At 63.0% G+C, this 17482-nt stretch carries 17 protein-coding genes and 1 tRNA gene; 2 read left to right on the forward strand and 16 right to left on the reverse strand.

What is annotated here, in order from left to right; all coding sequences use genetic code 11:
- Positions 1-7 precede the first annotated feature (7 nt).
- The 13 genes from N1058_RS03540 to N1058_RS03600 form a co-directional block, all read right to left on the reverse strand.
- Positions 8-367 (reverse strand): septal ring lytic transglycosylase RlpA family protein, encoded by a 360-nt coding sequence (locus N1058_RS03540; RefSeq protein WP_265516108.1) that lies wholly within the window; start codon positions 365-367, stop codon positions 8-10.
- Between the two features lie 154 nt (positions 368-521).
- Positions 522-606, reverse strand: a tRNA-Leu gene (locus N1058_RS03545).
- A gap of 140 nt (positions 607-746) precedes the next feature.
- The gene (locus tag N1058_RS03550; protein WP_265516109.1) at positions 747-1367 is read right to left on the reverse strand and encodes a 2,3-bisphosphoglycerate-dependent phosphoglycerate mutase; all 621 of its coding nucleotides are present in this window, start codon (positions 1365-1367) and stop codon (positions 747-749) included.
- Between the two features lie 33 nt (positions 1368-1400).
- Complete coding sequence (dapB, locus tag N1058_RS03555; RefSeq protein WP_265516110.1) at positions 1401-2216, reverse strand: 4-hydroxy-tetrahydrodipicolinate reductase; 816 nt, start codon at positions 2214-2216, stop codon at positions 1401-1403.
- Positions 2213-4063 (reverse strand): ABC transporter ATP-binding protein, encoded by a 1851-nt coding sequence (locus N1058_RS03560; protein WP_265516111.1) that lies wholly within the window; start codon positions 4061-4063, stop codon positions 2213-2215. Before N1058_RS03560 ends, dapB begins: the two co-directional genes overlap by 4 nt.
- A 213-nt stretch (positions 4064-4276) precedes the next feature.
- Positions 4277-5305, reverse strand: a complete 1029-nt coding sequence (locus N1058_RS03565) for a glucokinase (protein WP_265516112.1) — start codon at positions 5303-5305, stop codon at positions 4277-4279.
- A gap of 72 nt (positions 5306-5377) precedes the next feature.
- On the reverse strand, positions 5378-5782 hold the full coding sequence (locus N1058_RS03570; RefSeq protein WP_265516113.1) for a methylglyoxal synthase: 405 nt from the start codon (positions 5780-5782) through the stop codon (positions 5378-5380).
- Between the two features lie 83 nt (positions 5783-5865).
- The gene (mepA, locus tag N1058_RS03575; RefSeq protein ID WP_420847935.1) at positions 5866-6894 is read right to left on the reverse strand and encodes a penicillin-insensitive murein endopeptidase; all 1029 of its coding nucleotides are present in this window, start codon (positions 6892-6894) and stop codon (positions 5866-5868) included.
- 101 nt (positions 6895-6995) lie between these two features.
- The gene (locus tag N1058_RS03580) at positions 6996-7247 is read right to left on the reverse strand and encodes a hypothetical protein (RefSeq protein ID WP_265516114.1); all 252 of its coding nucleotides are present in this window, start codon (positions 7245-7247) and stop codon (positions 6996-6998) included.
- Between the two features lie 311 nt (positions 7248-7558).
- Positions 7559-7768 (reverse strand): cold-shock protein, encoded by a 210-nt coding sequence (locus N1058_RS03585; protein WP_265516115.1) that lies wholly within the window; start codon positions 7766-7768, stop codon positions 7559-7561.
- 252 nt (positions 7769-8020) lie between these two features.
- Complete coding sequence (locus N1058_RS03590) at positions 8021-8890, reverse strand: SDR family oxidoreductase (protein WP_265516116.1); 870 nt, start codon at positions 8888-8890, stop codon at positions 8021-8023.
- Positions 8887-10032 carry a tRNA epoxyqueuosine(34) reductase QueG gene (queG, locus tag N1058_RS03595; RefSeq protein ID WP_265516117.1) on the reverse strand — a complete coding sequence of 382 codons (1146 nt, stop codon included), beginning with the start codon at positions 10030-10032 and terminating at the stop codon, positions 8887-8889. Before queG ends, N1058_RS03590 begins: the two co-directional genes overlap by 4 nt.
- 2 nt (positions 10033-10034) lie before the next feature.
- Positions 10035-10727: a glutathione S-transferase family protein gene (locus N1058_RS03600; protein WP_265516118.1), complete on the reverse strand. Its 693-nt coding sequence runs from the start codon at positions 10725-10727 to the stop codon at positions 10035-10037.
- 139 nt (positions 10728-10866) lie between these two features.
- Between N1058_RS03600 and N1058_RS03605 the strand changes: the two genes are divergently transcribed.
- Positions 10867-11673, forward strand: a complete 807-nt coding sequence (locus tag N1058_RS03605) for an undecaprenyl-diphosphate phosphatase (RefSeq protein ID WP_265516119.1) — start codon at positions 10867-10869, stop codon at positions 11671-11673.
- Positions 11674-11687: 14 nt separating this feature from the next.
- On the opposite strand, the gene N1058_RS03610 is transcribed toward N1058_RS03605, so the two are convergent.
- Positions 11688-12455 (reverse strand): sulfite exporter TauE/SafE family protein, encoded by a 768-nt coding sequence (locus N1058_RS03610; protein ID WP_265516120.1) that lies wholly within the window; start codon positions 12453-12455, stop codon positions 11688-11690.
- Positions 12456-12515: 60 nt separating this feature from the next.
- A complete protein-coding gene (locus tag N1058_RS03615; RefSeq protein WP_265516121.1) occupies positions 12516-13487 on the reverse strand; it encodes a complex I NDUFA9 subunit family protein in 972 nt (323 codons plus the stop codon).
- 221 nt (positions 13488-13708) lie between these two features.
- Here N1058_RS03615 and gyrB point away from each other — a divergent pair, with 221 nt between their 5' ends.
- Positions 13709-16156 carry a DNA topoisomerase (ATP-hydrolyzing) subunit B gene (gene gyrB / locus N1058_RS03620; protein WP_265516122.1) on the forward strand — a complete coding sequence of 816 codons (2448 nt, stop codon included), beginning with the start codon at positions 13709-13711 and terminating at the stop codon, positions 16154-16156.
- Here gyrB and deoA read toward each other — a convergent pair.
- Positions 16153-17478: a thymidine phosphorylase gene (gene deoA / locus N1058_RS03625; protein WP_265516123.1), complete on the reverse strand. Its 1326-nt coding sequence runs from the start codon at positions 17476-17478 to the stop codon at positions 16153-16155. The genes gyrB and deoA overlap by 4 nt on opposite strands.
- Positions 17479-17482: the final 4 nt, after the last annotated feature.

Consider the following 17482-nt stretch of genomic DNA (forward strand, 5'->3'; position numbering starts at 1 on the left):
GCCCAGCCTATTTCATCTGCTCGAGGCAGACCTTCGTATGTCCAGCTCGGATGAAATCGAGCTTTGCCGCAGCCGCCTTCGACAGGTCGAGTATGCGCCCGCCCACGAAAGGGCCGCGATCATTGATGCGCACGACGACGGCCTTGCCGTTGCGCCTGTTGACCACTTTCAGCTTGGTTCCGAAAGGCAGGCTGCGATGAGCGGCTGTCATCGCAGCCGGATTCATGCGCTCGCCCGACGCGGTCTTGGAGGTGAGCGCATACCAGGAGGCGCTGCCACACTGGGCGAAGCTGGCTGTGGGAAGGAAAGGCGCCAGAAAAAGCGCGATGAAAACGGGCGCGATGCGCCTCAATATGATGGGATTCATGCCGTGGCGGCCCCCTTGTCCATGATGCTTGCCCGCGTCTAAACTGCAAATGGGGCACGCAGGCAGCAGACTCGCCAAAGCTCCAAAAGCCGGGATCAAATACGGTTAAGGATTGTAATGAGGCTGAAGCATCGCACATCGCTTGGGAGAGCGATGGTGCCCAGGAGAGGACTCGAACCTCCACGCCTCGCGGCACACGGACCTGAACCGTGCGCGTCTACCAATTCCGCCACCTGGGCAAGGTGCGCAGCCGATGTAAGCGGCCTGCCTTTCGCTGTCAACGCGGATTCGCCGATTCCCTTGGCGATTTTTGCAAAGCTGCAGAATATGCCGCGAATAAGCCGGCAAAGCATGAGTTGGGAGGTGGAGCCCTCCCGTCTCAGTCTTCCAGAACCTCTTTCGAGGCGACGGTGGAATCGGCATTGAGGCGATAGATGATGGGAACGCCTGTGGCGATTTCCATCTTGACGATCTCCTCGCCCGAGAGCCCGTCCAGCGCCATCACCAACGCGCGCAGCGAATTGCCGTGGGCCGAGACAAGCACCGTACTGCCGCGCAGCACGTGGGGCTGCATCGTGTGCAGATAATAGGGCCATACGCGCGCGCCCGTGTCCTTTAGGCTCTCTCCGCCGGGCGGCTGCACATCGTAGGAGCGGCGCCAGACATGCACCTGTTCCTCGCCCCATTTGGCGCGGGCGTCGTCCTTGTTGAGACCGGAAAGATCCCCGTAGTCGCGCTCGTTAAGCGCCTGATCGCGAACGGTCTCCAGCCCTTCCTGGCCAAGCTCGGCCAGGATATGGTCATTGGTGACATCGGCGCGGGAAAGCACAGAGGTGAAGGCGATGTCGGGCTTGAGACCGAGCGCCTTGATCTTGCGCCCGGCGGACTTTGCCTCTTCGTGCCCCTTTTCGGTCAGGCCAGGGTCGCGCCAGCCGGTGAAAAGGTTCTTCAGGTTCCATTCGCTCTGGCCATGACGGACCAGGATCAGCGTTCCGGACATGCGCAGTTCCCCTCGCTCGTTGTATCGATGAATCTATTCCGCCAGCCCCAGCACATCCAGCATGGAGTAGAGGCCAGCCTTCCTGCCGCGCGCCCATAACGCCGCCGTAACGGCACCGCGCGCGAAAATGGTGCGGTCATCCGCCTGATGCGAAAGCGTGATGCGCTCGCCCGTGCCGGCCAGGATAACCGAATGTTCTCCGACGACCGAACCGCCGCGCAACGTCGCGAAGCCGATGGTGCCGGTCTCGCGTGCGCCGGTATGCCCGTCGCGCGAGCGCACGCTGTTTCCATCGAGGTCGATGCCGCGGCCCTCCGCCGCAGCCTTGCCCAAAAGAAGAGCGGTGCCGGACGGCGCATCTACCTTGTGGCGATGATGCATTTCGACCACCTCGATATCGAAATCGGCGGCCGGCAACGCCCTTGCAGCCTGCTTGACCAGGACCGACAAAAGGTTGACGCCAAGGCTCATATTGCCCGATTTCACGATCGGCGTCCGGCGCGCAGCCTCGACAAAGGCGCTTTCCTGATCGGACTGGATGCCTGTCGTTCCCACGACGTGGACGATGCCGGCCTCCGCGGCCTGCCTGGCAAAAGCCACCGAGGCGCCCGGAGAGGTGAAATCGAGCACGCCATCAGCATCAGCAAAAGCTTCACCGGCATCCTCGATGATCGGGATGTTGAGAATGCCAATGCCGGCCAGCTCGCCAGCGTCCTTACCGAGATGAGGAGAGCCCGCGCGCTCCACCGCGCCCGCCAGCCGTGCCCCGTCCATCTGATGGATGACGCGGATCAGCGTCTGCCCCATTCGCCCGGCCGCGCCCACGACTACAAGCCCCATTTCGCTCATCCGCTGGTCTCCGTCGTGTCTTCGGCCATTTCCGCCGGGAGCCCGGCGGCGCCTTCGAGAAGGTTTTCCGCCTTTTCCTGCTGCATGCGGTGGAAGCGGGCATAGACGCCCTGCGGCTTCCTGATCAGCGCGCGGTGCGTCCCTTCCTCCGCCAGTAGGCCCTCTTCCAGGACCACGATGTGATCGGCATCGACCACGGTGGAGAGCCGATGCGCGATGACCAGCGTCGTGCGGTCCTTCATGATGCGCTCCAGCGCTTCCTGGACCCGCGCCTCCGATTCATTGTCGAGCGCCGATGTCGCCTCGTCGAGCAGCAGGATAGGCGCGTTGCGCACAATGGCGCGGGCGATGGAGACACGTTGACGCTGGCCGCCCGATAGCGTCACCCCGTTCTCGCCCACCAGCGTATCGTAGCCCTCGGGCTGCAGCTTTATAAACTCTTCAGCATTGGCAAGCCGGGCCGCCTCTTCTACTTCAACGTCCGTGGCGTCGGGCCGGCCATAGCGTATGTTGTCCCGGATGCTGCCCTCGAAAAGATAGGGGTGCTGTGAGACATAAGCGATGGAAGAGCGCAGGGAGGCCTTGGTGACTTCCGCAATGTTCCGCCCATCAACGGTGATCGCCCCGCCTTCGACATCGTAGAAGCGTTGCAGCAGGGCGAAGAGGGTCGATTTGCCGGCGCCGGAGGGACCGACGATCGCCGTCGTCCTGCCTGCCTTGGCCGTAAAACTCACACCGTGCAGGACGGGCAGGTTCTCCGCATAGGCGAAACGCACCCTGTCGAAGCGCACTTCGCCCTTGGTTACCTTGAGGCTGCCGGCACCAGGAGCATCGCCCTGCTGAGGCTCCAGGTCGAGGATCTCGTAGATCATCCGGGCATTGACCAGCGCGCGCTCCAGATTGACCTGCACACGGGCCAGCCGCCGGACTGGATCGTAGGCCAGCAAAAGCGCCGTGATAAAGGACATGACGGCGCCGGGCGGCTCTGCGCTGACCGAGGCGCGCCATGCCGCATAGCCGATGACCCCCGCGATGGCCACGCCCGCCAGCGTCTCGGTGATCGGCGACATGCGCTCGGACACGCGGGCGATCTTGTTGTTGCGTTCCTCCGCCTGGTAGACGAGTTGCCCGATCTTGCGCGACAGGACATTCTCCATCGTGAAGGCCTTGACTATGGCGATGCCCTGCACCGACTCCTGCATTGCACCCAAAAGGTGCGAGTTGATTTCAACGGATTCGCGCGTCACGCGGCGCAGACGGCGCATGATGTAGTTGACGGCGATAATGATCGGCGGGCCGATGACGAAAGCCATCACCGAAAGGAGCCAGTCTTGCCACAGCATGACGGCAACCAGGCCGATCAGCGTGACCGCGTCGCGCGCGATCGCTGCCACCGTCATGTTGAGCAAGTCGCGGATGCCGGTGACATTCTGGCTGATTTGGGCGGAGAGCTGGCCGGAGCGGGTGGCGGTAAAGAATGGCATTCCAAGCTTCAGCAGGTGGCCGAACAGCCGCTGCTGGTAGCGTGCCACGATATTGTTGCCCACACGCGCGAGCAGGACGGCCTGCCCATAGGTGGCAAAGCCGCGCACCGTGAAAGCCAAGACGATGCCGCCGCAAATCCATGGCACCAGGTCCCAGCGCTGCTTGTAGAACAGATCATCGACGATATAGCGCATGATCCAGGCGCTGAACGCGGTGGTGGCGGCCAATGCCAGCATGCACAGGATGGCCTTCGTGTAGAGGCCGATATAGTCGCGACCGTTTTCAGAGATCACGCGGCGGACAATGGCCACGACATCGCCGGGCTCGATATGCTGGTTGTTCTTCTTTTTTCTGCCGAACAATATTTTGACTCGCTATGCATTTGCAGTCAGGTCGTCCGCCTGACGCCCGCACAAATGCGGAAAAACAAGATGGAGCGTCCCTTATGCGTCCAAAAGCACGCACCGCGCTCCAGGCGGCGGCCACCCCGGCATTGCAGCGTTTGCCCTCGGCAGGGCTATGCCTTATCGCGTCCCCATATGCAATCGCCTCCGCTTCGCATCTTCGGGCGGATTTCAGCGCGACCGCCAGCGCCTGCCCGAGGTCTCGACGCCGAAGCGAGCCGGCGTACGGGCAAAGGCCGCAATGCCCGAAAGGGCGGCCATCGGGTGGGTGATCACGAAGACCGGCATGTCCGCCAGAAGCGCGCTGTGCGGCGCCTTGTCCTCGAAAGCGGCGCGGAACTTACCGTTCTGCAGCGCGGGCACAATCTTCTGAGCGATGCCGCCGGTCAGGAAAACACCGCCCCGGCTCATGAAAACCAATCCCAGATCACCCGCCAGCCGGCCAAGATAGGTGACAAAGAGGTCGAGCGCTTCCATGGCGATATCGTCGCGCCGTTCCAGTGCCGCCCCCGTTATCTCGGCGGGTGTCGCCAGTTTGGCATCCTTGCCATCAGCCTTTCCGATGGCACGGTAGAGGTTGACGAGGCCCCGCCCGCAAAGAAGCTGCTCGGCCGAGACCCGGCCGTCGATTCGCTCCACATGCGGAAATATCTCCAGATCGCGTTCCGTGCGGGGGCCGATATCCACGTGCCCGCCCTCGCCCGGAACCGGGATCCAGGTGTGGCGCGCATGGACAAGGCCGGCCACACCGAGCCCCGTGCCAGGGCCAAGAACGACACGACTTCCGGTCGTTTCGGCCACGCCGCCGCCGATCTTCTCCAGATGCTCCTCACCCAGAGCAACGACGGCAAGGGCCTGCGCCTCGAAATCGTTCAGCACCACGACATCGGAAAAGCCGAGCTCGGCCATCATCTGCTTCGGCCGCACAACCCAGTCGCAATTGGTCAGGTCGATCTCGTCGCCATCGACCGGCCCCGCCACAGCCAGCACCGCGGAGCGCGGCATGATATTGGTCTGGTCGAGTATGGTCGTCTGTATGGCTTCATCGATCGTGGCGAAATCGGCCGTCTGTACCACCGGAAACTCACGCGGCTCTGCATAAGAATCCACCACGATGGCGAAGCGGGCGTTCGTGCCGCCGATGTCGCCGATCAGGATCGGGAAATCGAGTACGGTGTCTTGGATGCTGGGGTGCGCCATCTCGCGGTGGTTCTCCTAGTTGTCTTGTCGGGCCGCTCCGTGCCGGAGCATGATCTTCCGAAAAACCGATGTTCACTTTTCGGGGCCATGCTTTAGGCTCGCTTCCGCGTGCAGTAAGAGGGCCTCGGCCGTGGCGGCGTTGAGGGCCATGGGAATATCGTACACGATCGCGAGCCGCATCAACGCCTTCACGTCCACATCGTGCGGCATCGGCGTGAGCGGGTCCACGAAGAAAATGATCAGATCGACGGCGCCTTCGGCGATCAGCGCGCCGATCTGCTGATCGCCGCCAAGCGGCCCGCTCTTCAGACGTTTCACATCAAGGCTCGGGCAGGCTTCGGCGATGCGCGCCCCGGTTGTGCCCGTGGCGACGATGCCGGCATTCGCCAGAAAGACTTCGTGCGCCTTCGCGAAGGAGACCAAATCGTCCTTCTTCTGATCATGCGCAATCAGCGCAACGCGTTGTCGCCCGGTCAAGCCCGTCCTCAAATCCGCTGACTAAATCGTTTGAACCTATAAGCGAGCGGACGGGGGATGAAAAGCCGCCGCGAAAGGAAACTTTATTGCCGGTACGGCCTGGGCGAGGGCAGCGGTATGTCGGCCGGGCGCAGCGCGTTGAGGAGTGATGAAGGGCTTTGCGCCACTGCCGGGGACGATGCGGCGAATGAGAGCACCCCTTCCGGCCCGGCCAGCGTGACCGCAGCCTCGGAGGGAGGCGACGGAGCGTTGAGCACCGCGCGGCAGGCGGCTGGCAAGTTGGCCATTGTCATCACGTCACGCGCCTTTGGCTTTGCCGGACCTTCCGCCGGCTTCCATGGTTCATCGGTGAACCACCAGGCCAGCGTATTGCCGCAGCCTTCACCCCCCGTCACCGGCGCCTGCGGCTTACAGCCGGGCGATCCCTCGGGGCAGCCGATGCGGATATGAAAATGATAATGATGCCCCCAGAACGGCCGAATCTTGGATAGCCAGCGCCGATCGCCCTTCACCGTGTCGCACAGCTTCTTCTTGATACCGGGGTGAACCAAGATGCGCTCGACCTGCGGATATTTCGCCGCATGACGCAACACCGCCTCGTGAACTGGCGTCCACTTGCGGTCATCGACATAGAGCGTGTCGTCCTTCAGCATGGAGACCGCGCTCACCTTCTCGCGCTCCGCTGGGCTCATGCGCCTGTCGGGCATAGGGGTGAACCAGATATCGGCGTCGAGGCCGATCTGGTGCGAGGCGTGGCCGCTCAGCATCGGTCCGCCGCGCGGCTGGGAAATGTCGCCGACGAGCAGGCCGGGCCAGCCGCTCTGGGCGGCATCGCGCGAGAGCTTCTCGATCAGCGTGATCATGTCGGGATGGCCCCAGCGCCGATTGCGCGAAAGGCGCATTGCCTGCCATGTCGGCCCGTCCGGCGAAATAGCGATGCCGCCGGCAAAACACCCTTTCGAGTAGAAGCCGTGGACGGCAGGCGCTGTCGCGGCCGGCAAATCTTGGGCGCCGAAAAGGTCCTTGGCCAAGGGTTCAGCCATGGCAGGCAAAGCGGCCATGCACCACAGGAGAATTGTCGGCAGGAAAAGGCGCGGGAACGAAACCGGCATGGAGTGCTCGCAAATCAGTCGATTTGCGCCACCATAGCCGACTCGCCGCCTGCATGGCAAAGACCGTCGCGCTCTGGGGAGCGGCGGCGGGCCGTTCCGTCTCAGGCGGTCTTGGCCTTACGCGCTACCGGCTTCTTTCTAACGGTCTTCTTCTTGGCTGGTTCAGCGGGCGGATTCGCCGCCTCGGCGGCTTCCTGCGCCAGCCGGGCCTCGCGTAGGCGCGCTGATTTGGCCTCACGCGCCTTGGCCTCGGCATCGATGATGCCGCGCGCTACGCTCGTTGTCGTTTCTGCCTTGCTTGTCGCTGATGGGCGCGCGGGCTTGAACAGGGTGGTCTGGTTGAGGGTGCTCATGGTTGCTCTGCTCCCTTGCGGCATCGGCCCGGCCGATTTTCCGGAAAGCGCGATGCGTGGATTCGACTAACCTGCAGCGTCCTCGAAGCGTTCCAAAGGATCGCACTTTGCTGCAGGAAACACGCTAGATCATTTCATCGTTTCACGAAAACGATGCGACGATCCAAACTTCTGACTGTAAGCAATTCCGGACGGAAAACCGGTATCCGGTTCCTGGAATTGCGCTAAACAAAAAAGGCCGGGCGTGGCCCGACCTTTCCCACATCCCGTTCCCGTGCCAGTACATCCGTGGTCACAGGTTCGAGAATAAATTATGCGGCCTGCAGGTTTTCTGCGGCGCTTTTGCCCGAACGCTGGTCCTGGACAATGTCGAAGCTCAGCTTCTGGCCTTCGACGATAGAACGCATACCAGCGCGCTCGACTGCAGAGATGTGAACGAACACATCCGATGCGCCGTCGTCAGGCTGAATGAAGCCGAAGCCCTTGGTGGTGTTGAAGAACTTAACTGTTCCAGTAGTCATGACGAATTCCTTTCAATCGGTCACGAAAGATTAGCTGCCGGACAACATACCCGACAACGGTTGCAGATCGATTTTGATAGGAAGATCGTCAGATGCGCTCTAGAGCGCTTGTGCGCAAAAGGAGCGCCGAAACAAAGTTCAGCAACAAATATCGACTTCGTACAAATAGAAGAGTTTTGTGTTGAATACAAGGGTGGTCGGAAATATTTTTCAACGCAGGATAGGAACGGCCCCAATGGCGGAAAAAATTCCCTACTGCCTGGCGCTCCACAATGATTCCAGCGCGATCCGATAATTCGGGAACCGGAGAACGTAGCCTGCCGATTTGAGCTTCGCGTTCGATACCCGCTTGCATTCGGAATAGAACGACCGGGCCATCGGCCCCATCCCGGCCTCATCGAAGGGTATCGGCGGTGGCGGTTCGATGCCCATGAGCTCGGCTGCATACGTTACCACGTCCTGCGGCGGGGCCGGCTCGTCATCGGTGACGTTGTAGATGCCGCCTGCTCCCGCGCCCATCAGATGCCGGGCCGCCCCCGCCACATCCTCGACGTGGACGCGATTGAAGACCTGGCCCGGCTTGACGACCCGCCTGGCCGTGCCTTTTTCCAGGTTCACGAAGGCGTTGCGCCCGGGGCCGTAGATGCCCGACAGGCGCAGGATGGCAATCGGGACACCCAGCCTTTCGGCGAGGGAGGTCCACCCTTGCTCCGCCGCCAATCGCCAGCGCGAGCGGTCCGACGAAGGGCGGCAGACGGTCTCCTCGTCCACCCAGGCGCCGCCATGATCGCCATAGACCCCGACGGTCGAAAGATAGCCGATCCACCGCAGCGCCGGCATCTCCAGGCGCGCTCGCGCGAGATCGTCGAGCACCGGGTCGCCAGCCTCGCCGGGGGCTAAGGAAACCAGAAGATGCGTGGCCGCGCGCAGCGGCGGCAGCAATGGCTCGCCGAAGCCGTCGCCGCCATAGACGAGCGGGACCACGGCGTCCGCGGCAAGGGCTTCGAACCTTTCGGTGCTGCGGGTCGTCCCGTGGATACTGGCAGCGCCGGCGGCGACCTGGCGGGCGAAGGTGCGCGCGGAGTAGCCCGCACCGAAGATGAAGATACGTTCCCCGCTCATGGCGTCCGCCCCGGAGCGAGATGCCATTCCTGACGCACATCCTCATCCATCTCATCAGCCTGCGCCATTTCTGCAAGCCGGCTAAATTCCTTGCCGTCGAGCAAGCGCGATAACGCCCAGACCGCGGCGCCGCGCACCAGTGGCGAGGTGTCGGCCGAAAGCTTGTGGCAGGCGGGCACCATGCTGTCTTGACCGGAATTACCCGCTGCTATCAGGACGTTGCGTATGAACCGATCGCGCCCGATGCGCTTGATCGGCGATCCCGAAAACATCTCGCGGAAGGCAGCATCGTCCAGCTCGAGCAGGGTTTCCAGGGCCGGCTCCTTCAGGTCGTCACGGGCCTTGAGCTTGATTTCGGCTGCATCCCGCGCGAACTTGTTCCAGGGGCAAACGGCCAGACAGTCGTCGCAGCCATAAATGCGGTTGGCCATCGCCTCGCGAAATTCGTGCGGTATCGGCCCCTTGTGCTCGATGGTGAGGTAGGAAATGCAGCGGCGGGCATCGAGCTGATAGGGCGCAGGAAAGGCATCCGTCGGGCAGACGTCGAGACAGGCCCGGCAGGAGCCGCAATGATCTTCCTCCGGCAGGTCGGGCTCCAGTTCCGCCGTGGTGAAGATCGAGCCCAGGAACAGCCATGAGCCGAGTTCGCGGCTCACCAGATTGGTATGCTTTCCCTGCCAGCCCAGCCCGGCGGCGGCGGCCAGTGGCTTTTCCATCACAGGGGCCGTATCCACGAAGACCTTCACGTCCTCGCCCGCCCTTGCGGCAAGCTGGCCGGCAAGCTGCTTCAGCCTGCCCTTGATGACGTCGTGATAGTCGCGGTTGCGGGCATAGACCGAGATGATCGCCCGATCTTTCCTTTCGAGGAGCGCCAGCGGATTTTCATCCGGGCCGTAATTCATGCCCAGCATGATGATGGAGCGCACCTGCGGCCACAGGTTTTGGGGGCGCTCGCGCCGCTCGGCCGTCTCCGCCATCCACGCCATTGAGCCGTGGCGGCCTTCCTCGATAAAATGCCGCAGCCGCGCCGGCGCTTCCGGCACGGCGTCGGGCGTGGTGACGGCGACCTTGTCGAAGCCGGCGGCGTGCGCCTTTTCCTCAACGAACGCGCGAAGCCGGCGGGTTGTGGCCAGCGCGGTCATGATCAGAAATCCAGATCCGCGTAGTGCGAGGCCGGCGAAAGTCCGCGAACCCGGTCCGAAAGCAGCGAACGGAAGGAGGGGCGCGACTTCATGCGGCTATACCAGTCGCGCGCTGCCTCGTATTCACGCCATTCGATTTCGCCCAGATAGTCGAGGATCGACAGGGATGCCGCGGCTGCCGCATCGGCATAGGAAAGGCGAGACCCGGCCAGCCAGTCGCGAGTCGCCGCCAGCCAGTTCGTATATTTGAGGTGCTGGCGCACATTGGCCCGCGCCGCGCGAATGGCGGCTGAATCGGGTGAGCCGCCGCCCTGCGCGCCGGCCATCAGCGGCTTGAGCGCGCGCTCGCGCACCAGATGCCGTGTCACGTCACCGTCCGTCTTGACCAGGTACCAGTCGACCAGCCGGCGGATTTCGGCGCGTTGGATGGGATCTTCCGCCATAAGCCGCCTTGATCGCTGGAACGCACCGCGCGTTTCATCGAGATATTCGCCGATCACCGTGGCGCCTGTGATCGCATGGTCACCCTCCGCCAAAAGCACGGGGATGGTGCCGGCTGGATTGAGGGACAGAAACTCCTTGCGCCGCTGCCACGGACGCTCCTCGATGAGGGCGAGTTCTTCTCCGTACTCGCCGAATGCAATGCGCACATACCGGCAGGAGGCATACAGCGGATGATGGAAAAGGGTCAGCATGCGATAAGCACTATTCAAAACCTCTGGCCATTTCATGACCGTGACGCTAAACCTCGGCGCGTCTGATTCCGAGGGTTCTTTTCCCGAGCTATAGGGGGAGATTCAGGCCCTGACAAGCAAGCCGACGCGAGGGGATTGAGTGCCGGACCAAACGATTGCGCAGGCGCTTCTACTAGGCGTCCTCGAGGGCCTGACCGAATTCATTCCCGTCTCCTCTACCGGCCACATTTTGCTGGCGGGCCATTTTCTCGGCTTCAAATCGACAGGTAAGGCTTTCGAGGTGCTCATTCAGCTGGGCGCCATACTGGCCATCCTCTCCGTCTACGCCGCGCGCCTGTGGGAGATGTTGCTTCTCTTGCCGCGCGATCCTGCTACGCGGCGCTTCGTCGCCGGCATCCTGCTTGCTTTCCTGCCGGCAGTCGTCATCGGCGTGCTCAGCTACAAGATCATCAAGACGGTGCTGTTCGAGACGCCGATGCTGATATGCGTGATGCTCATCCTCGGCGGCCTCGTGCTCTTGTGGGTCGACCGCTGGGCGAGGAAGCCGCGCTACACCGACATCACGACTTTTCCGCTTTCCATGTATCTCAAAATCGGGCTTTTTCAGTGCCTGTCGATGATCCCCGGCACCTCGCGGTCGGGCGCGACCATCGTGGGCGGATTGCTCCTTGGCGCCGACAAGCGTTCGGCTGCCGAATTTTCCTTCTTCCTCGCCATGCCGACCATGGCCGGCGCCTTCGCCTATGACCTCTATAAAAACTACGATCTGTTGTCGGCGGCCGACGTCGAGATCATCGGTGTGGGCTTTGTCGCGGCCTTCGCCGCGGGTGTCCTGGTCGTGCGCTGGCTGCTCGGCTATGTCTCACGCCACGGGTATGCGCTGTTCGGCTGGTGGCGATTGCTGATCGGCAGCCTTGGCCTGGCGGCACTGCTGTTTTGGGGCTGATGCGGGACAATCGCCTAAATCAGTCCGATCAGCCCCCGCCGTATAAGGTCGAGCGCAAGTAGCGTCAGGCCAATCTTGAACCAGCGGCGGAAAATCTCCTCGGGCAGCTTTTCAAGTAGTTTGGTGCCGTAGATCGTACCGAGATAGCCCGACGCCACCATCACCGCGATCAGGGGCAGCCAGCGGGCGAAGACGAAACCTGCCAGGGCGAAGGCGGCAACCTTGAGCGCATGTTGAAGGGTCATGCCGGCCGCGTGCGTGGCGACCAGGGCCTTGCGGTCATCGGGGATGATCTGTCCGAAAAAGGCCGACAGCAAAGGTCCCGTCGCTCCGACGAACATGGTGGTCAGCGCGAGCACGGCGCTGCCCAGCGCCAAGCCGGCCCGGCTCAGCCGCGCCGCACCCGGGATTTTGCTCCAGGTCACTGCGATGACGAAGGCCCCCAGAACCAGTTTCAGCACGGCATCCGGCAATTGCACGACGACATAGGCGCCCGCCGCCGCTCCGGCCAGCGACCCGAGTATGAAGGGCGCGGCTATGGAATGGCGGATATGGGCGCGCTGGTGCCACGCCCGCCCTGTATTGGAGCCGAGCTGCACCGCCCCATGAACCGGAATGAGCCCCGATACGGGAATGAAGAGACCGAGCAGCGCCAGCATGGCTACGCCGCCGCCTACGCCGAAGGCGGCGGTGAGCGCCGAGGTGAAGAAACTCGCGACGATGAGGACAAGGCTGGGCAGCAGGCCGAGGCCGTCGGGAAGAAGCGCAGCTACGGCCTGCAAGGGCGCGGGCCTCCTTGTTGGCGCATGATCCTTACCGGTATCCGCTTTCCGAAATCATGCTTAGTATAGCGGCTGAGTGAACTGGCCGTGCGGCCGGTATGTCCAGAGGTAAGTGGGCAGGATTGCGCTGATGGAATGCTGAGGTATGCCCAGCCCTTCCAGAGTGCGACCGGCTTCCTTGGCCTCCTCGGAGACGACATTATCGACCTCCAGGAGCTTGACTTGATCAAGCGTAAGCAGCGGGTTGGGCAGCATGCCGAGGATGCGCGCCTGAAGACGGGCGATCGGCCACGGCAGGGAAACCAGCATCCGCGTGCGGCCGATGATTTCGAGCATCTCTTCCATGCATTGACGGAAGGTCAGCACCTGTGGCCCACCGAGCTCATAGATCGCGCCGCCCTTCAATGCGCCGTCCACTGCACGGGCGTGAGCCTCCGCGACATCGCCCACATAGACCGGTTGGAAACGTGTGTGGCCGCCGCCGATAAGCGGCAGCGCCGGGGTGAAGCGCGCCATGTTGGCAAAGCGGTTGAAGAAGCTGTCTTCCGGCCCGAAGACGATGGACGGGCGGATGACGATGGCATCCTTGACGGTGTCCAGAACCGCCTGTTCCCCTTCTGCCTTGGTGCGGCCGTAGAGGGAGGGCGAGTTGAGGTCCGCGCCGATGGCCGACCCCTGTGTCAGCCCGGCGCCCGCTGCCAGCGCGGCTTCTGCGACGGCGCGTGCGCCGAAGCTCTGCACCGCATCGAAGCGCTGGCGGCCGGATTCGTGCAGGATGCCGACCAGGTTGATCACATGGTCGGCGCCTTCCACCGCGCGGTCTATCGATGCGCGGTTGCGAAGGTTCGCCTGGATGGCGTGAACCTGGCCCATATTGCCCAGCACCTGCACATGGTTGGCCGCGTTGGGCCTGCGGCAGGCCACGCGCACGCGGTAGCCCCGGCGCGTGAGCGCCTGCACCACATGGGTTCCGACAAAGCCGGAACCGCCGAAAACGGTGACGAGCTTGGGTTTCTGGCTGATCGTCGCCATGGTGCCTCTGTCTCTTTCAACTGTTACCGAGCTACATAATCGGTTTGCGGCAAAAGGCAAAGGCTTGTACTGCCTCTTTCGCCCCGCTTAATCCCCAGCCCGATTGGCGGGCAAAACTTGGAAAAAGCGCTTGAAGCGCCTATATATTTGGCAGTTGCACCCTGCTGATTCGCAGGCCTTCTTCGTGCCCTATTGCGGCGCTTCCAGATTGAAAGTTTTTGATGAGCGATACGCCCGAAACACTCCCCGGCGAACAGGCTGAATACGGCGCTGAATCCATCAAGGTTCTCAAGGGCCTGGATGCCGTGCGCAAACGTCCCGGCATGTATATCGGCGACACGGACGATGGCTCCGGCCTGCATCACATGGTCTACGAGGTCGTCGATAACGCCATCGACGAGGCCCTGGCGGGCCATGCCACGCTGGTGACGGTGACGCTAAACCCCGATGGTTCGTGCACGGTGACCGACAACGGCCGCGGCATTCCGACCGACATGCACACGGGCGAGGGGGTTTCGGCGGCCGAAGTCATTATGACGCAGCTCCATGCCGGTGGTAAGTTCGACCAGAATTCCTACAAGGTCTCGGGCGGTCTTCACGGCGTCGGCGTTTCGGTGGTCAACGCGCTGTCGTCCTGGCTGAAACTGAAGATCCGGCGCAAGGGCCAGATCTACGAGATGAGCTTCACCCATGGCGTTCCGGATTCGCCACTGGTGGCGACCGGGGATGCGGGTGGCGAGACAGGCACGGAAGTCAGCTTCCTGCCTTCCGTAGACACATTCACGATGACGGATTTCGACTATGGGACGCTGGAGCACCGGCTGCGCGAGCTCGCCTTCCTGAATTCCGGCGTGCGCATTCTGCTGACGGACAAGCGCCATGCCGACATCAAGCAGCAGGAGCTGCTTTATGAAGGCGGGCTCGAGGAGTTCGTCAAATATCTCGACCGCGCCAAGAAGCCGCTCATCCAGGCTCCGATCGCCATCAGCGCCGAGAAAGACGGCATCACCGTGGAAGTGGCCATGTGGTGGAATGATTCCTACCACGAGAATGTGCTGGCCTTCACCAACAACATCCCCCAGCGCGACGGCGGCACGCATATGGCCGGCTTCCGCGGCGCGCTGACGCGGCAGGTCACGTCCTATGCCGAAAATTCCGGCCTGACCAAGAAGGAAAAGGTCTCGCTGACGGGCGACGACTGCCGCGAAGGCCTGACCGCCGTCCTTTCGGTCAAGGTGCCGGACCCGAAATTCTCGTCGCAGACGAAGGACAAGCTGGTCTCCTCCGAGGTCCGCCCGGTGGTGGAAAGCCTGGTCAACGAGGCGCTCGGCACATGGCTGGAAGAGCATCCATCCGAAGCCAAGATCCTGATCGGCAAAGTGGTGGAAGCCGCCGCTGCCCGCGAGGCCGCGCGCAGGGCCCGCGAATTGACCCGGCGCAAGGGCGCGCTTGAAATCTCTTCGCTGCCCGGAAAACTCGCCGATTGCCAGGAGCGCGATCCCGCCAAGTCCGAAATCTTCATCGTCGAGGGCGACTCGGCTGGCGGCTCGGCCAAGAGCGGCCGTTCCCGCAAGAACCAAGCCATCCTGCCGCTGCGCGGCAAGATCCTCAATGTCGAGCGCGCCCGCTTCGACCGCATGCTGTCATCCGACATGATCGGCACGCTGATCACCGCGCTCGGCACCGGCATCGGCAAGGACGAGTTCAATCTCGACAAGCTGCGCTACCACAAGGTCATCATCATGACCGACGCCGATGTCGACGGCGCCCATATCCGCACGCTTCTGCTGACGTTCTTCTTCCGGCAGATGCCGGACCTGATCGAGCGCGGGCACCTTTATATCGCCCAGCCGCCGCTCTACAAGGTCACCCGCGGCAAGTCGGTGCAGTATATCAAAGACGAGGTCGCTTTCGAAGAGTTCCTCATCGACCAGGGGCTGCACGAAGCATCGCTGGAACTGTCGACCGGCGAGGTCCGTTCCGGCCAGGATCTGAAGCAGGTCATCGACGATGCGCGCGCCATCCGCGCGCTGATCAACGGGCTGCATACCCGCTACGACCGCTCGGTGGTAGAGCAGGCGGCCATCGGCGGCGCCATGAATGCCGCCGTTCTCGCCGATCCCGGGCGCGCCCAGGAGGCGGCCGAGCATGTCGCGCAGCGTCTCGACATGATTTCGGAGGAGACGGAGCAAGGCTGGCAAGGGCGGATCAATCCGTCCAATGACGGCACAGGCGGCTATCTGTTCGAGCGCACGGTGCGAGGCGTCAAGGATGCACTCGTTCTCGACGCGGCGCTGGTGGGCTCCGCCGATGCCCGCGCCATCGACCGGTATACGCCGCGCCTCCAGGAGATCTACGAAAAGCAGCCGAAGCTGCTCCGCAACGACAAGTCGGAGATCGTTTCCGGCCCGATGGCACTTCTTGACGCCATCTTCGCCACCGGCCGGAAGGGCCTCACCATGCAACGTTACAAGGGTCTTGGTGAGATGAACGCCGAGCAACTCTGGGAAACCACGCTCGATCCCGATGCCCGCTCGCTGCTTCAGGTCCGGGTCATGGATGCCACGGACGCCGATTCCCTGTTCTCGCGCCTCATGGGCGACGAAGTGGAACCGCGCCGCGAGTTCATCCAGGACAACGCGCTTTCGGTGGCAAACCTGGACGTTTAGCCGGCCTGTCCCGCGTCGATCTTTCTTCGCACGGCGTCGGCACGACGCGGTCGCTTGTCGGAGATTTTGTAGGCGGCTAGCAGAACGCGCGCGGCCGCCTCAGCCGCATCTTGCGAACGCGCGTGAACGATGGCGAGAGGCTCGCCGGCGCTTATCTCGGCACCGACCGGCATGAGCCCGGTAAATCCGACCGCGTGGTCGATTGCGTCTTCGGGCCTACGCCGCCCGCCGCCCAGTTCGATAACAGCGACTCCCAGCGCGCGGGCGTCGATCGAGCCGACAAAACCGTCTCGCTTGGCCTTTGCCTCCAGAACAATCTCGGCCCTGCCTAGATGCCGGCGCGCATTCTCGATAAAATCCGCCGGGCCGCCAAGTTCCGCGACCATCCTGCCGAAAACCTCGGCTGCACGCCCACTGGACAGCGCATCTTGCGACAGATCGGCGGCTACCCGCGCCGTCGCCGCCAGGCCCGAGGCAAGCAGCATTTCGCCGGCCAGTGCCAGCGTCACCTCCTCCAGCCGCCTGTCGCGCGTCCGGCCGGTCAGGAAGTCGACCGCGTTCAAAACCTCGACGGCATTGCCGGCGGCAGATGCCAGCGGCTCATTCATGTCGGTGATGAGAGCCGTGGCGGGAAGGCCCGCGCCATTGGCCACGGCAACGAGGCTTTCCGCCAGCCTGCGCGCCTTTCCGGCGGTCGCCATGAAGGCGCCATTGCCGCATTTGACGTCGAGGACCAGCGACTGGAGCCCGGCTGCGAGCTTCTTCGACAGGATGGAGGCGGTAATGAGCGGAACGGATTCGACCGTGCCGGTAACATCGCGCACCGCATAGAAGCGCTTGTCCGCCGGCGCCAGGTCACCCGTTTGGCCTATGATGGCGTAGCCGGCCTCCCTTACTGTCCGCCGGAAGGCATCCAAACCCGGCTGGCTACGATAGCCGGGGATGGAATCCATCTTGTCCAGCGTACCGCCTGTATGCCCCAGCCCGCGGCCCGATATCATTGGCACATAGGCGCCGCAGGCGGCTACAATGGGCGCCAGCATCAGCGAGACATTGTCGCCTACGCCGCCGGTGGAGTGCTTGTCAGTCACCGGTCCGTCGAGGAACCGCCAGTCCAGCACGTCGCCGGAATCGCGCATCGCCAGCGTCAGCGCCACGGCTTCCTCGCGGCTCATCCCGTTGAGGCAGATCGCCATGGCAAGCGCCGCCACCTGCCCCTCGCTCCATGAATCGGTAGCAAGGCCGGCGGCGAAGTCGGCGATCTCCTCGGGTGTAAGCTCCACCCGATCGCGCTTTCGGCGGATGATCTCCTGGGGGAGCATCGCC

The sequence above is a fragment of the Nitratireductor luteus genome, assembly GCF_026162365.1.
In the GTDB taxonomy this organism is placed as follows: Bacteria; Pseudomonadota; Alphaproteobacteria; order Rhizobiales; family Rhizobiaceae; genus Chelativorans; species Chelativorans luteus.